We start from the raw sequence: 14,856 nt of genomic DNA on the forward strand, positions 1-14,856 counted from the left end.
AAGTCTCATACATTGCTTCCATGAAGGGTTCCAGCCCGGTATTCAGAGAAAAATGGCTGGGCCGCATTAGCCGAATAGCCGGTAGCTTTAGATAATAAATACAGGGAAGACATCGCTCCTAAAAATACCTTTCCCCTAAGAATATTTTTTGCAATGTGGCAATGCATTTGTAAATTGGTATTCCCAATGTGTGGTATCCGCCGTTGGAGTATAGACTGGTCCATTGTCCTACCTATGGAAGTCACTGCTGTGAAAAGAATGCGTTATTGAATTTACCATTTTCCTACGTGAACCCTCAAAATCACATTCATGGCAAGCATTCATAATTTGGTTACTGATGAGCTTATTGTTCCCACCCCATTATTTACTGTGGGCAGAAATCCGGTCATGGTAAACCTTTACCTGCCTTTTAATGATGTTTCTCAGGCACATGCTACTATTTTTTGGTCTAAAGATGGCTGGTACTTGCGTGATTACAGTCGCAACGGTACTTTAATAGACGGACAGCATGTGTGGAACCGTACAGTGAAACTATTCAAACAACACATCATCCAATTCGGTGCTGATGCGCAAACGAGGTGGAAAGTAACCGACCTCGAGCCACCATTTCCTTTCCTTAAATCAGTTCACCGGAAAAATCAAATCATCCGGTTATCGTTTGCCACGGCGCTGCCTGATAGGGGACAGCACGATGCAACTATTTATTTTTTACCAGAAAAGGGGTGGGTATATGAAAGAGGGGGAAGTGTAAATACCCTTATGGATGGTACCACGATACAGTATGCCGACGATGAATGGGAATTTGTAGCCATTGATGAATTGGAAGATACGATTGTCCAGCATTCAGTAAAAGATACAGCGGTATTTAATTTTCACCTGAGTTTGAACGAAGAGCATATCCGCCTAGAGCTTGCATTGAACGAATATACTTCCCTGGATTTAGGCAGCCGCTCTCATAATTACTTGCTGCTTTCATTGGCCCGGAAAAGATATGAGGACCGTCTATTGTCTTTGGCAAACGCAGATCAGGGCTGGTGTTTAATAGATGAGGTGATAGCAGACGTGTCAAGGGAATTGCGAAAAGAAGTAGACGTTTATTTCCTCAATCTCCAGATTTTCCGTTTACGTAAGCAACTATGTGAGATCCCCGATGTCGGTTATCTCTTTAATAACATCATAGAAAGAAGGCCGGGAGAAATCCGCCTTGGCCATCCTTATTTCACCATCCAAAAGGGTGATCAGATAGAAGCAGACGTACAACCTTTCAGAAACCAGAAGGTATGAAAAACTATTGCTGTTCTGCTGCTACATTCCCTTTGGTAGAAAACTATCACTTACTGGAATGTACAGGAGAAGGAGCCACCTGTCATGTATATAAAGCTAGACAGCAGCATACGGGGCAATTGGTGGCCTTAAAGGTACTTAAACGATCTTTGCTCCATTCACAGCAGTTAAGTCCCTTTGAACGCGAAGCGAAGGTATGTAGGGGGATCAGTCATCCATATATTGTTAAGTTGTTAGATAAAGGGCTTACCACCGATGGAATTCCCTTTGTTGCATTTGAATTCCTGGAAGGGCACACACTAAAGCAGCAACTGTTGCGAAACGGGGCGCTTTCGATTCACGATACGCGCGTATTCATGGGCCAGTTGCTCGACGCATTGTGTTGTGCACATACAAATGGAATCGCCCATCGCGATTTGAAGCCGGAGAATATTATTATCCTTCGTAGAGACGTCTTCCCACATATAAAGATTCTTGATTTTGGTATTAGTGCCTTTGTACAGGATGTGATGCAGCATGCTGATACAATGGGAACGCCCGCTTATTGTGCCCCTGAACAATTGCGAGGAGAGCCCCCATCAACAAAGGCGGACCTGTATGCCTGGGGACTGATCCTTATCGAATGCCTAACTGGATACCCAGCCGTATGTGGCAACAGTATCGCCGATATTTACGACCAACAACTAAGCCCCGAAGTGATTGGCATACCCGCTTTTCTAAAAGATCATCCCTTATATGAATTGCTTAACACCGTACTTGTAAAGCAGGTTACAGAGCGTATAGGAGATGCCCATACCTTGTTTAGACGATTCCGGGAACTGGATTTCTCCATCCCGCTCAAACCTGTAACTGCTGACTACCGCGACCTTACCTCCCCGGTAACCCTGGATAACGCCCTTGCGCGGATGTATGAAAAAAAGGATCTGCCACACTGAAATCCATACAGTCCCTTTCGGCTGACTTTGCACTTTTTCTGGCGAGGAGCTGCGGAAGCTCATTTTCGAAATGATATAACGTGGTCGGATATACGATTTTACACAATAAGCAACTGCCGGACTTGTTCCAGATAGGTGCAAGCGGGAGCATGTTATCTACTTGAAATATTATAAAAACAATAATGAAATATGATGAAATAGGAAACTGATATCTGCCTACGTAGATTTGAATGGTCAGTCAAATAGAACTCCTGGCTGCGAAGAGGCGGATACCGAAAAGCCTAAAAAAGAGTAGGTGCTTATTTACTAAACTATGAAACTATGGCAGACTATGCATTAAATGTTAGTTTTACTAACGATCAGTTACAAGTATTGTATGCTACTGGTACCAATGTGGTGGTAGCAAAACCTTCCGGATCAGGAACTCCTAATGTTGCCTGGCAGGTATATAAACCATTACAGGCTAACCAGCTTACCTGGGATGAGCAATATGGTATTTATGCGTCTACTTCATCTATTACCAATGGCGCTACGCTTTCACAAATGTCAGCTACAGGGCCTAACGCTTCGATGAACAAGTTGTATACCCTCCAGGATTCAGGCGTTATCACTGGTCCTGCTAACGGTGGTCAGGCAAGTTCATTTGCCCTCCAGAACCTGTACAGTGCCGTACCTTACATGACGGTAGGTTTATTCCAGGCTGCTACTGTAAACGGTACACCTATTTCCGGTAATGCTGTTTCCGCAGTTCCTGTATTGCTGGCTAGTACAGCGGTGATGACTCCATACACTACCGTATATATCTGGCTGCAGTCACAGGTAAAAAGTAACTCAGTTGTAACTACTGTGACTTCTCCAATGACTGCCCTGAAATTTGGTGGCGGCGTTAATACAATTTCTGTTGCCTATGACAGCAATTCCGGTACTTTCCTGCCTACTGGAACCCTGGCTGTTACTGCAGAACCTCTCGAAATCTCCTACTTGGAAGCAGCCCTTTAAGCATATAACGGAAGGAGGCCGAAACGGTCTCCTTCTTTCATCATTTATTCCTATAAACAATAGCTTTATATCATGCTGCAGCGAAACCGTGTATGAGTTACGAACTGTTTATGATTAAGTGGGTCTGAAAAAATTATTCTTATGTGGAAGTATACCCTTCGTTGGGTTAATGGTTCCGACTCAGAGCAGTATTGGAATGTTAACCAATACGATCAATTCACGCTGCAGTCTGGCTATATGGTCAGTGCGGATGTAACGCTTTACGGCAATTGCACCTTTGGCGTTACTGTTGGCACTGATAATGCTTTCACAAGTGCTATGCTGGCTTTCTCGGCTGCCACTACTTCTTTTTCACTCAATAGTAACCCATTGTATGAATGGCGTTTCAACCAGGCCGGCACAACGATCACTATCAAGTGCTACTTAGAGGCTTCGTTTAACACCAGTCGATCTCCAGACTACCAAGTATCTGCATACTTACAAGACGAGACTGCTAATAACGGGAAGTATCCCGCTTATCAATGCTACCAGGATAGTATCGGTACCGTTTATTCCAGCAGTTATAAAGTAAATGATCATTCCGAAGGCGCAGCCTGGATCAAGGCATGCCTGCTCGCCCATGAAGGCACCCTTTTTAATGGCCGCCCATGGCTTAGCCAAACGCAGGAAGGTACCATATGGCCAGATTAATACCAATCTGAACACGCATAGCTCATCACACGGGCTTACTACCTACAAACTGCATTACAAGCCCGAGACCATTATGATAAATTCCTTCCTCCTGCTTTACTTCCACTTCTTCCAGTAAGTGAACCTTGTAATGACCGAAGATTTGCATTAACTCCTCCGTGGAGTACAGGTCGTCCACATTCTTAGGGCCGCCAGCAGTAGGATTTTGTTGTTGAAATTTTATGTGTTGTTTGCTGTATGCTTCGAAGATTACGTATCCACCTGGCTTCAAGTAATGATCTACTTGCTGGAGTAAATGGAATTTTTGTGCTGCTGGAAAATGCGCGAAAATGAGTCCTGCGGCATCGAATGATGATTCCGGAAAATGGAGCGTACCGAAGTCGCCGACCAAGTATTCCAAAGTAACACCTCTTTCCGCGGCCAATTGCAGGGCTTTACTGCGCCCTTCTTGGCTAAGATCGCAAGCAGTCACTTTCCAGCCATTTTGGGCGGCATAGACGCCATTACGGCCTTCGCCATCGGCGGGCATTAGAATAGATCCTACCGGAAGCTTGTCTAACTGTAATTTGAAGAATTCATTAGGCTCCTTACCATAAACGAATTCCTGTTTCGAGTAGCGTTCATCCCACATTTCTTTCATAGTAGATAGTGTTTTATACAAATTTACTGGATACCTATGGTGGGGAGTAGGACAAAAATCAGCATTAATAGGACTTATCTATGGTTGCTGCGAAAGACTTCAGGAGAGAAGCCTGTATGCTTTTTGAAAAAGCGGATGAAGTAGGAAACGTCCTCGTAGCCGAGCATGGCAGCGATCTGGTTTACCTGGTTGGAGGTGGCAAGGAGTTGCCTGCGGGCCTCGAGGATAATCATTTCATTAATGAGCGCCGAGCTGCTCTTACCCAACAGCATTTTGGTGACGGTATTCAGTTGGAAGGGGCTGAGGTGCATTTTTGAGGCATAGAATGCTACCTGCTTATGGACAGACACGTGTCTCTCGATCAATTCCAGCAATTCATCCAAACGCTCCTGCATATATTCCGGATGTTCTGCTGTTGTTTGCTTGTTATCCTGCCGTAATAACTCTAGGAAGAAGATATCCATGGCGGATTTTATCGCCTGTTTATAGCGTTCTTGTTTTTCCCTGTATTCGCGGTGAATGATGGCCAGCACCTGGAGGAGTCTTTGGAACTGCACCTCTTCCATGGGAAAATAGTTCCTGGTAGCAGCGTGCCGCAAAACTTGCTTGGCGGAGGCTTCAATAGGGGCATAAAAATCCTCGGTAAAATGTAGCAGGTAACCCCGACTATCTTCCTTCAGGAATAATTGATGTATCTGCCCTGGCCGCATGAAAAATACAGCGTTATCCTTCACGGGATAGGGCACGAAATCAATACTATGGCTGCCGGTGGCTTTTTCTAGCACCAATACATAGTAAAAGGAATGCCGGTGCAATTCCTGCAGCATATCCTGTCCCTCCATGAGATCTTCGAGAGATCGCATGCTGAAACCGCCAGAAAAGCCGGGTTCTTTCGGTGCTTCGATAATATATCGAACCGGAATTTTTTGCATTGTCTTGCAAGTTAGGGAAACTTGCTTGCAATAATAGTTGAACCCGTATTAGTCAACTACATATACATTCTCCTATCACTGGTAGATGCATTCAGTTCGCTTGAAGACTCGCGTTGATGGGTCAATGGGGGCAGGGATGCGTAGGTCTGTTTAAAGTTTTGAACGGTAATCATGCTTCGATTTGCGCTTTTTAGGTCATTCAGGTTAATAATCGTGGGCTACTATGGCCGCTTTATATGGATTAGAGAACAGATTTTAAAGGTTACAAAAAGTTGAAATTTTTTGTAACCTTTTTTTCTCCTTCGTACTCTAATACCTGTTGAATGGGAATTATTCAACGAATTGACACCCTAATAGACATTGAAATTATCATGTGTGTTATCAATTGGAAAGTGAAAATGGGGACCAGGAAGATTTCAACTATGAAGCAGTCAGATTATTCTGAAACCTAAGAAACACCCTGTGGAAGTATTTAGTACCAAAGAGCCCAGTAATATACTGGAGCAAGCACTTTTAAGTATCCCGGAAGATTACCGGGTCGTTTTTATACTGAGGGAAATAGAACAGCTTAGCGTAGCTGACACCAGCAAAGTACTCAATATCTCCCCTGTAAACGTAAAACTCCGGCAAATCCGGGCCAAAATGATGCTGCATGAACAGCTTTCCCATGACTACAAGAATCAGGTGATTTTCCCTTTCCACCCTACCCGGTGCGATAGGATCGTTCATCGAGTACTTGATAAATTGGGGATTTAAGAGAGCATATTTAGTCAGGTGCTATGCTATTTTATACAGCCATCTACGAGTTCAATGATTCTTCCAGACTTTTTTGCAAAGTCCTGATCGTGGGTGACAATAATAATGGTGTTGCCTTGTATCATGAGTTCCTGAAAAATTTCGAACACTCTTGCTGTATTGGAAGAGTCCAGGTTGCCAGTGGGTTCATCCGCCATGATGATACTTGGATTGTTGATTAATGCGCGCGCAATAGCCACGCGTTGTTGTTGTCCGCCGGATAATTTTCCTGAGGGTTTAAGTGCAAAATCCTGCATTTCCATTTGTCGTAATCTTTCCATGGCTTGGGCTTCTATTGTTTTAATATCTGACTTTCCCAGTTTCATAGCAGGGAGCATTACATTCTGTAATGCCGTGAATTCTGGAAGAAGGTAATGGAATTGGAATACAAACCCGATATGTTCGTTGCGGAAACGAGCCAGTGCTTTCTCACTCAGCCCTGTAATTTTGGTGTCATGAATAAATATTTCCCCTTCATAATCTGTATCCATAGTGGAAAGTAAGTACAATAGCGTTGATTTTCCGGAACCAGACTTTCCTATTATCGATACAAATTCACTTCTTTTTATCGATAAGGAAATATCTTTCAACACATGAAATGTGGTTGGTTCAGAAAAGTATTTATTTAGTTTCTCCGCTTTCAGAATTTCTTGTTGCATATTATTGATTTCCGCGCAAAATCGCTACGGGGTCTATTTTTGATGCTTTGATAGCCGGTGTTACTCCAGCCAGTAATGTGGTGAGCATTCCAAATAGTGCTCCGAAAAAGTAATATTTGGGTTCAAAAAGCACTGGGAAATACTTAAGGCTGAAAATGTCGCCACCAGGAAATGGAACACGGGATACAAGATAGGATAGTAGATACCCTAATATCAATCCCGCTGTGGTTCCGAATACTCCAATAGTTAATGATTGTGACAGGAATATCTGGACGATATCTTTACCCGAAAAGCCTTGTGCTTTAAGGATGGCTATATCCTTCATTTTGTTGGTGATTACCATATTCATGATGTTATAGATCCCAAATCCAGCTACCATTAATAGTGTAAAGCTAACTACAAATGTAAGCACATCCCTGATGGTATCGGAGGCAATCATAGAAGCGTTGGTGGTTTCCCAGTCATCGGACTTATATCCATATTTTCTTTCGAGAATTGGCGCAAGGACTTTGGCTTGGGAATTATCCGCAAGTTTTATCCGAATATCCGTAATATAGTCCCGGTTTTTGCTCAATAGCTGTTGCAATGAAGAAAGGTTTACGTAACATTTAGCGGCATCAATGGCGCCAATTCCAAATTTGAAAGTACCTATTACTCTGAACCGTCCTTGTGTACCAGAGGGAGCATTCAGCGTTACCAGGTCGCCTGGGACGACATTTAGTTTACTGGCTAGCATATCGCCAAGTATAATTCCATTTTGTGTATTAAGCAGGTTTTCCAGTTGTCCACTTTTCATTTTGTCTTTCAGGTGAAAAAGTCGGTTTTCTTCCAGGATATTTACGCCATCTACACTGGCGCCTACCTGTACAGATCCATAATCAAAAAACAGTGGTGCAGATACGAGAGGGGATATAATTGTAATATTGGGGTCTTTTTTTAGGTCTGCAATGATACCAGGAGCATTTTTCAGACCCAGGTTTATTTGTTTAGGTCGTAAATGATGTACAATAACCAATTTATGGGAATCCTGTTGATAGAATCGGGCTGTAATCGAAGATGATTGGTCTGCTTTGAAATCATTGTAGATATGGATATCGGGAGTAGATGATAACATCACCTCATGGAGAAATTGGTTGACTCCTTTCATAAAGCTGATCATCAATATAAACATGGCAATGCCAAAAGTGACCCCAAGCATAGCAATAATGGTTTGCCGCTTTCTTGCGAGGAGTTGTACTCTGGATATTTTAAGATTTACCAATAGCACTGTGTAATCTTATTTAGAAGTTACTAATACAGCCGTTTTTTCATCCGCACCAGCAAGTATTTCAATGTAATCAAGCGTCTTTATGCCCACGTTCACAACTGTCTTTTTATTCTTACCGTTTATTCGTATCCAGATGCTGTCGTCATCCGTTAATGCGCTTCTTGGCAGCACAAGGGCATTATTTTTTGTTTGTACGATTATGTTTGCTTCAATTGAATTATGTATGAAAGTTGCCGATACGGGCTCTGTAAAATGTGCGTCAATTCGGAATGTTTGATCTGCCTCATTCATGACAGGATAGATGCGGGTAACAGAGGCCTTATAAATTTTCCCGCCAGTGACATCTGTTTGTAACAAAACCTCTTGTCCTACTCTGATTTTATCAATATCCTGTTGGTCTACCGCTAACCGGATTACGCGGTTACTACTATCTCCTATTAATGCTACTATTTCATTTGCCCTTACGGCTTCCCCTTCTTCTTTTAATGTTTGGAAAACCACTCCATCCCGAAGGCTATTGATAAAGTAGTTTTTTAATTCATCCTTGGCCCCAGTAAGCTGACTTCCAGCGGAACTATAAGCAACTCGTGCCTCATTTAAAGCGGTATTATATTTCTGTTCAGCACTTTTTTTCTGGTTCAATGATTCCAGATAGGTGCTGTAAGTATTATCCAGGTTACTTTTGGAGCCAATTCCCTGATCCCATAAGTTTTTCCAACGATGATAATTAACGGAGTCATTTTGATATTTTATGATGGCATTTTGTAAGGATAATTTTAGATCATTGAGGATGGGGGAATTGCTGGAAAGATTTAGCTGTGCTATATCATAATTCTTAGCAGCAGCATCCAATTTTGCGGTGGCCGCAGTATTACGAATGACATATATCACCTGTCCTTTGTGAATGATGTCTCCATCCTTTACCATCTTTTTTATGATGGTACCGTTACTTAATGCGTATAAGTTATACTCGTTTTCTGATGTAATCTTCCCAGAAGCATAGACTGTTTCTATTATATCCTTTCTCGTTGGATAAATCACTGTGGGATTATTGCAACCCAATATCACCAGTGTTAATACTAATATGATAGACATTCTTTCGGCACATTTTACTATGTTAATTGTAAACATGAGAGATAACCTAATTTTTTGACAAAATTATTTAGTAGCCTTTTTGTTCTGAATGATATTGATCAGATAAAGTAATGATTTTTATCAATTAAAAACTAAATGATATGTATAGTTGGATTTATAAATATTGCTATTTTATTATATGTGATCGAGATGTGCTATTACTTTGATTTCTTCTTAAAATACCCTCTCAGCAAGAAGTTATGTTTTAAGGCTTCTAGGTCTTCACTCAGTTTAGCACTAGCAGAATCAAGGTTATTGATGGTGCCTTTCAAAGCCGCACCAGCGGCTTCATCCTTTAAAAGCACATGGATGATGTTATCACTGTTTTTGTTGAGTGCATCGGTGGCCTGTTTGAGATTAGCGGCAAAAGCGGTCAGGTTATTTACTGTTTCCTCTAATCCTGCAGCACTTTTGTTTATTTTGCCATAGATGACGGTATCTGAAAGCAGCTTGTTAATCAAGGTGCCTTCCTGGTTCAGGTGCTCTGAGAAGGTCCTGAGATTGTTTAACATCTCAATGCTGGTGGCAGATGTGGTCTTGAAATTGGCTACGGATGAACGAACATCACTCATAGATTGTTTCAGGTTTCCGGAAAAGGTGGAATCATTCAATAGGGTAGTAATGGTACCGTTGCCATTCAGGATGCGGGTGGTGATTTGTTTTAAATTATCTGTTATCTGTAAAACGTTGTTGCTGGCTGAGTCCAGAACAGCCATCATATCTTTGGAGCCAGGCGCTTTCCTGCCGTTTAGTAAATCATTATCTTCTATTACAGGACTGTTTTTGGTGCCACCGTAAATAACGATGATTTTATTTCCGATTAGGCCGTCTGTACCAATTTTGACAGCGGAGTTTTTATGGATGAATCGTCTTGATTTTTTTTCAATGTTCATGGTGATTAATACGATGCCATCATCGGTAAGGTCTATTTGGTTTACGATGCCTACTTTTACGCCGGAGATCCAAATGTTATCTCCTAATTTCAGTCCATTCACATCGTCAAAGACACCTTTGATAGTAAACTTTCTTTCAAAGGATTTGTGTTGTTCGCCCAGCGTTAGTATTCCAGCAACGAATATTACTATTGCGATGAAGGAAAATATCCCTACAGTAATGATATGTTTTCTACTGGCTTTCGTCATTTATCAATGATAAAATTATAGTCATAGAAATTTTTTGCTTCAGGGTCACCTGTTGTAAACACTTCTTCGAATGAACCTTCCCGTCTGAATTTTCCATCTACTATTAATGCAATTCTGTCGCCGGTGTATTTAGCGCAGGTGAGGTCATGTGTGATAATTACTGAGCTGGTTTTATACTTTTGTTGTACATCGTTAATGAGTGCGATGACGTCTCCACATGTTATCGGATCGAGTCCTGCAGTTGGTTCATCATATAGCATGATCTCCGGCTGTAATATCAGGGTGCGGGCAATGCCAATTCTTTTCTTCTGGCCGCCAGAAAGCTCTGCGGGCATCTGGTTAATCACTTCTGATAATCCGACATTATCTAGCACTTTGTTGATTTCATCATCTACTTCCTTTCTGGTTAAATTCCGTTTGTTTCTCACCAATGGAAATTCCAAGTTCTCTTTTACGGTCATACTGTCATACAATGCACTATCCTGATAGAGGAATCCAATTTTTAACCGCAAGTGTTCCAATTCTTTTATATTCAACTGACACACCTCTTCTCCTGTTACTTTAACGGTTCCTTTGTCTGGTTTTAATAAGCCTGCTATCAACTTGATTAGTACAGATTTTCCACTCCCTGAACGCCCAAGCACGACCACATTTTCCCCTTTATAAAGGTCTAGGTCCATGCCCATGAGTACATCTACTGTATCAAAAGATTTGTACAATCCCCGAATACTGATAACAGCATCTTGTTTGTCTATTTTTACAGGTCCTTTTTTCATATGCTATTTTTATGAAGGGCGGAGCTGATTAACTATTTGTACAATGATCATTTCTTCTATAAAAATCAAGAACATGGAAATGACCACTGCCTGATTGGCGGCTTTACCTACTCCTTGCGTACCTTTCTCTGCATTAAATCCCTGATAACATCCTATAATGCCAATGGAAAAGCCATATACCATGGATTTAATAACAGAGGCAAATACATCCAGAAAGGAAATACTGGTAAAACCATGTTGGAAGAATGCCACAAAACTCGTGTCCTCACTCATATGTACGTTAACGTATGCCCCTACTAATCCGATAAAAGCCATATACAACATCAACATGGGATTCATAAAGGTGGTCGCGAGCACCCGACTTACCACCAGGAATTTAAAAGGATTGGTGGCGGAAACCTCCATCGCTTCAATCTGTTCTGTAACTTTCATGGAGCCCAGTTCTGCACCTATATTCGACCCTACCTTTCCCGCCACTATCAAAGAGGTAATTAAAGGCGCCAGTGCCCGTACGAGTGCAATAGAGATGAGTCCGGGCAACCAGGAAGTAGCGCCAAATGCGGCTAGGGATGGCCTCGATTGTTTGGTGAAAACGATGCCAGTTATGAATCCTGTAAGCGATACCAGCGTCAGTGATCTATAACCAATGTTGTAGCATTGTTTAGCTATTTCTCGGAATTCATATGGGGGGCGGAATACTTCGGAAAAGAATCTGGCAATGAACCTGCAAACATGCATTATATCTGTTAGCAAGACAGTATATATCATGAATATATCTTTTTGCCGGGCAGATTTCATATGTCAAGTATCTGATTCATTACAAAATTAGAAATGTTTTTTCCCACGGCCAATGAGAAACATCAAGGTTTTGTATGACTACCGTCATTATCTAAACTGCAATTTGCTCCTATCTTCATATTCCCAATAAAATAAACATATGAAATCAATTCTTGTTGGTATAGATTTTTCACCGGCAGCACGGAATGCGGCTGCTTATGCTGCTAATCTGGCGTTAATGCTACATGCAGAATTGGTGCTGTTTAACATATATACTATACCGGTAACCTACGGCCAGGTTCCGATGATGATACCTGCTGTGGAGATGGAAGGAGATCTGGCAGGCGAACTGAACAAATTAAAAACCGAATTGAATATAATCACCCAGGGTAAAATTAATATCAGCTTACAGGTAAAAGTAGGACTCTTTTTTACCGAGCTGGTAAATATGTGTGAAAGTATGCAACCATACCTGGTTGTACTCGGTAGCCAAGGCTCTACGGCTACTGAACGATTATTCCTAGGTGGACATACTGTGTATGCCATGAGAAACCTGCCCTGGCCTGTTCTGGCGGTTCCTGTCAGTGCTCAGTTTGGCGGTATCAAAAAAGCAGGCCTTGCATGTGATCTTCACAGTATAGAAACTGTGCCTGCTGCCAAGATCAAACTGCTACTCCAGGATCTTCATGCAGTACTACATATCCTGAACGTAGAAAAGAAAAAATATGGAGGACAAGAAACCATTTTGGAATCAATCATGCTGAAGAAACTATTCGAAGATATGAATCCGGAATATCATCATTTCCGGAATAACCAAGTGGATGAAACACTGATCGATTTTTCAGAGAAAAATAACCTCGACTTATTAATCGTATTACCACAACATCATAATCTATTGGAGATGCTGACGCATAAAAGCAATACTAAACAATTAACAAAGCATTGCCAAATACCGATCCTTGCTTTATAACTTTTATGAAGATTTATAATTAAGATTAGCCAACTAGTCTTGATAATATTCAGCGCGGTAAATTGGGTAACGTTTTTTATATTTAGGCAGACATGATTTAATGCAAGCTGAGCAAGCCATCAGTTGTCAAATCTGAACTGCTTGTTTAAATTGACCAGTACTGTACACTAATATCAATGACATCGTATCCTTCGAAATGATTTTTAAAATTGCGGACCAACCACATGAATTTGAGCAGATTCATCGGCTTAACTACAAACTGTTCACAGAAGAAATTCCTCAGCATCCTATCAATGAGGAGAAAATATTGATAGACAAATTTCATTTCAAGAATACATACGTAATCGCTTTAAATCAAGACCGCCTAGTAGGAATGGTTTGCTATAACGAGATCCGGCCGTTCTCCCTCGATGGGAAAATAGAAAACCTGGATGAAAAGATACCTGCTTACTCGCGACTCGCAGAAGTAAGGTTGTTGGGGGTCGAAAAATCAGAAAGAAAAATTTCCATTGCATATCGACTGCTGCAAAAACTTTGTGCGGAGCTGATAAGCCAAGGAATTGAAACCGCTGTGGTATCAGGAACTACCAGGCAATTGCCTTTATACACCAAACTAGGCTTTATCCCATTTGGTGATTTGGTGGGCGTACCCGGCGCTTTATATCAACCTATGTATATTCATGTAACTCACCTACGCCATGACTTTCGAACAAGTGAACCTTAGTACCGGACCTGTGAATATTTCCAATGAAGTAAGAGCGGCTTTAGCTGCACCGACCATTTCTCATCGGTCATCCCATTTCCAGCAACTGCTGGATGATACTGTGTCTTCCCTATGTAGCCTGCTCTCTGTTCAGCATACATTTATCATGAGTGGCAGCGGTACCCTCGCCAATGAGGTGATGTTGCATCAAATCAAGACGTTAGGATCCAAGGGATTAATACTCTCTAATGGAGAATTCGGTTCCCGACTAATCCATCAAGCAGAACGAATAGGTATACATTTCACTACCTATACACAAGCATGGGGGACGCATTTTGAACTACGCGAAATTGAGAATAGGTTGTCTGAGGGAAATATTGGATGGATACTTTTTTGTCATTGTGAAACCTCCACTGGAATGATGAATAATCTGAATACGATTGCAGAAATTTGCAGCAAGTACCAGGTGCAATGCTTCGTCGATTGTATGAGTTCAGTTGGCACGATGGCACTGGATCTCTCGAAGGTAACAATGGCCACTGCCTCTTCTGGCAAAGGTCTGGGAGCCTTTCCCGGCTTGGCGCTCCTGTTTTCAAATATCTCCCCATTATCCAATCCGCAAATCCCAGTCTTCCTTGATCTTGCTAATTATGCGGTGAAGAAAAATATTCCTTTTACTATTTCTTCGAATCTTGTCAATGCGCTACATACTGCTATTGTACAAAAGCAGACCATTGCTCATACGGATATGATTCATCATTATAGTCGTAAGTATTATGATATCATGTACCAGCATGCACTCATTCCGTGCAGCGATCAGCATTCAAAAGTCTTTACAGTGGTACTCCCAGACAAAATGAAACCTGTCTTCGTGGATTACATGCAGGAAAAAAATATTATCCTAAGTTATGAGAGCGAATATCTGGTAAAGAGAAATTGGGTACAACTGGCAGTATTGGGGTACTATCAGGAAGAACAATTGCATTATGCGGCGAATGTATTGGAACAGTGTATGGATCGTATACATAGTTAATGCCATGTGTTGCCAGAAGCTGCTACTCTGTTGGCAGCTTCTAACCTTATTTTTGATAGTGAAAACTCTGTTTCTGGGGTACCTAATACTCACTGATAGCAAAAGAATTATAAAGATTTA

At 41.6% G+C, this 14,856-nt stretch carries 16 protein-coding genes; 8 read left to right on the top strand and 8 right to left on the bottom strand.

Translation table 11 applies throughout. The annotated features are described in order from the left end of the window. The first annotated feature begins 309 nt into the window (after window positions 1-309). The 4 genes from JO154_RS04620 (at window position 310) to JO154_RS04635 (ending at window position 3,908) form a co-directional block, all read left to right on the top strand. Entirely contained in the window at window positions 310-1,284 is a 975-nt protein-coding gene (locus JO154_RS04620; RefSeq protein WP_291942350.1) for an FHA domain-containing protein, read from the top strand. Further along, the gene (locus JO154_RS04625) at window positions 1,281-2,219 is read left to right on the top strand and encodes a protein kinase (RefSeq protein ID WP_291942351.1); all 939 of its coding nucleotides are present in this window, start codon (window positions 1,281-1,283) and stop codon (window positions 2,217-2,219) included. The genes JO154_RS04620 and JO154_RS04625 overlap by 4 nt, the downstream gene beginning before the upstream one ends. A 321-nt stretch (window positions 2,220-2,540) precedes the next feature. Continuing rightward, window positions 2,541-3,218, top strand: a complete 678-nt coding sequence (locus tag JO154_RS04630) for a hypothetical protein (protein ID WP_291942354.1) — start codon at window positions 2,541-2,543, stop codon at window positions 3,216-3,218. A gap of 141 nt (window positions 3,219-3,359) precedes the next feature. Then, on the top strand, window positions 3,360-3,908 hold the full coding sequence (locus tag JO154_RS04635) for a hypothetical protein (protein ID WP_291942355.1): 549 nt from the start codon (window positions 3,360-3,362) through the stop codon (window positions 3,906-3,908). Window positions 3,909-3,933: 25 nt separating this feature from the next. Here JO154_RS04635 and JO154_RS04640 read toward each other — a convergent pair whose 3' ends face one another. Both JO154_RS04640 and JO154_RS04645 read right to left on the bottom strand, forming a co-directional pair. Continuing rightward, complete coding sequence (locus tag JO154_RS04640) at window positions 3,934-4,548, bottom strand: class I SAM-dependent methyltransferase (protein WP_291942357.1); 615 nt, start codon at window positions 4,546-4,548, stop codon at window positions 3,934-3,936. A gap of 74 nt (window positions 4,549-4,622) precedes the next feature. Then, window positions 4,623-5,480: an AraC family transcriptional regulator gene (locus JO154_RS04645; RefSeq protein ID WP_291942359.1), complete on the bottom strand. Its 858-nt coding sequence runs from the start codon at window positions 5,478-5,480 to the stop codon at window positions 4,623-4,625. A gap of 462 nt (window positions 5,481-5,942) precedes the next feature. Here JO154_RS04645 and JO154_RS26480 point away from each other — a divergent pair, with 462 nt between their 5' ends. Continuing rightward, window positions 5,943-6,236 carry a sigma factor-like helix-turn-helix DNA-binding protein gene (locus JO154_RS26480; RefSeq protein ID WP_366935561.1) on the top strand — a complete coding sequence of 98 codons (294 nt, stop codon included), beginning with the start codon at window positions 5,943-5,945 and terminating at the stop codon, window positions 6,234-6,236. A 26-nt stretch (window positions 6,237-6,262) separates the two neighbouring features. Here the strand turns inward: JO154_RS26480 and JO154_RS04655 are convergent, their stop codons facing one another. The 6 genes from JO154_RS04655 to JO154_RS04680 all read right to left on the bottom strand — a co-directional run bounded on the left by JO154_RS04655 (window position 6,263) and on the right by JO154_RS04680 (window position 12,021). Further along, window positions 6,263-6,934 (bottom strand): ABC transporter ATP-binding protein, encoded by a 672-nt coding sequence (locus tag JO154_RS04655; protein WP_291942363.1) that lies wholly within the window; start codon window positions 6,932-6,934, stop codon window positions 6,263-6,265. A gap of 1 nt (window position 6,935) precedes the next feature. Then, window positions 6,936-8,132, bottom strand: coding sequence for an FtsX-like permease family protein (locus JO154_RS04660; RefSeq protein ID WP_291942366.1), 1,197 nt, complete (start codon window positions 8,130-8,132; stop codon window positions 6,936-6,938). Window positions 8,133-8,210: 78 nt separating this feature from the next. Continuing rightward, on the bottom strand, window positions 8,211-9,296 hold the full coding sequence (locus JO154_RS04665) for an HlyD family efflux transporter periplasmic adaptor subunit (RefSeq protein ID WP_291942368.1): 1,086 nt from the start codon (window positions 9,294-9,296) through the stop codon (window positions 8,211-8,213). A 197-nt stretch (window positions 9,297-9,493) separates the two neighbouring features. Beyond that, window positions 9,494-10,477 (bottom strand): MlaD family protein, encoded by a 984-nt coding sequence (locus tag JO154_RS04670; RefSeq protein WP_291942370.1) that lies wholly within the window; start codon window positions 10,475-10,477, stop codon window positions 9,494-9,496. After that, window positions 10,474-11,253 carry an ATP-binding cassette domain-containing protein gene (locus tag JO154_RS04675; protein WP_291942372.1) on the bottom strand — a complete coding sequence of 260 codons (780 nt, stop codon included), beginning with the start codon at window positions 11,251-11,253 and terminating at the stop codon, window positions 10,474-10,476. The genes JO154_RS04670 and JO154_RS04675 overlap by 4 nt, the downstream gene beginning before the upstream one ends. 9 nt (window positions 11,254-11,262) lie before the next feature. Next, window positions 11,263-12,021, bottom strand: a complete 759-nt coding sequence (locus tag JO154_RS04680; protein ID WP_291942374.1) for an ABC transporter permease — start codon at window positions 12,019-12,021, stop codon at window positions 11,263-11,265. A 169-nt stretch (window positions 12,022-12,190) separates the two neighbouring features. Between JO154_RS04680 and JO154_RS04685 the strand changes: the two genes are divergently transcribed. The 3 genes from JO154_RS04685 to JO154_RS04695 all read left to right on the top strand — a co-directional run bounded on the left by JO154_RS04685 (window position 12,191) and on the right by JO154_RS04695 (window position 14,736). Further along, window positions 12,191-13,000: a universal stress protein gene (locus JO154_RS04685; protein ID WP_291942375.1), complete on the top strand. Its 810-nt coding sequence runs from the start codon at window positions 12,191-12,193 to the stop codon at window positions 12,998-13,000. 196 nt (window positions 13,001-13,196) lie between these two features. Beyond that, a complete protein-coding gene (locus JO154_RS04690; RefSeq protein WP_291942378.1) occupies window positions 13,197-13,724 on the top strand; it encodes a GNAT family N-acetyltransferase in 528 nt (175 codons plus the stop codon). Beyond that, complete coding sequence (locus tag JO154_RS04695; RefSeq protein ID WP_291942381.1) at window positions 13,699-14,736, top strand: aminotransferase class V-fold PLP-dependent enzyme; 1,038 nt, start codon at window positions 13,699-13,701, stop codon at window positions 14,734-14,736. The genes JO154_RS04690 and JO154_RS04695 overlap by 26 nt, the downstream gene beginning before the upstream one ends. Window positions 14,737-14,856 lie beyond the last annotated feature (120 nt).

Source organism: Chitinophaga sp. (assembly GCF_019236475.1).
GTDB lineage: Bacteria > Bacteroidota > Bacteroidia > Chitinophagales > Chitinophagaceae > Chitinophaga.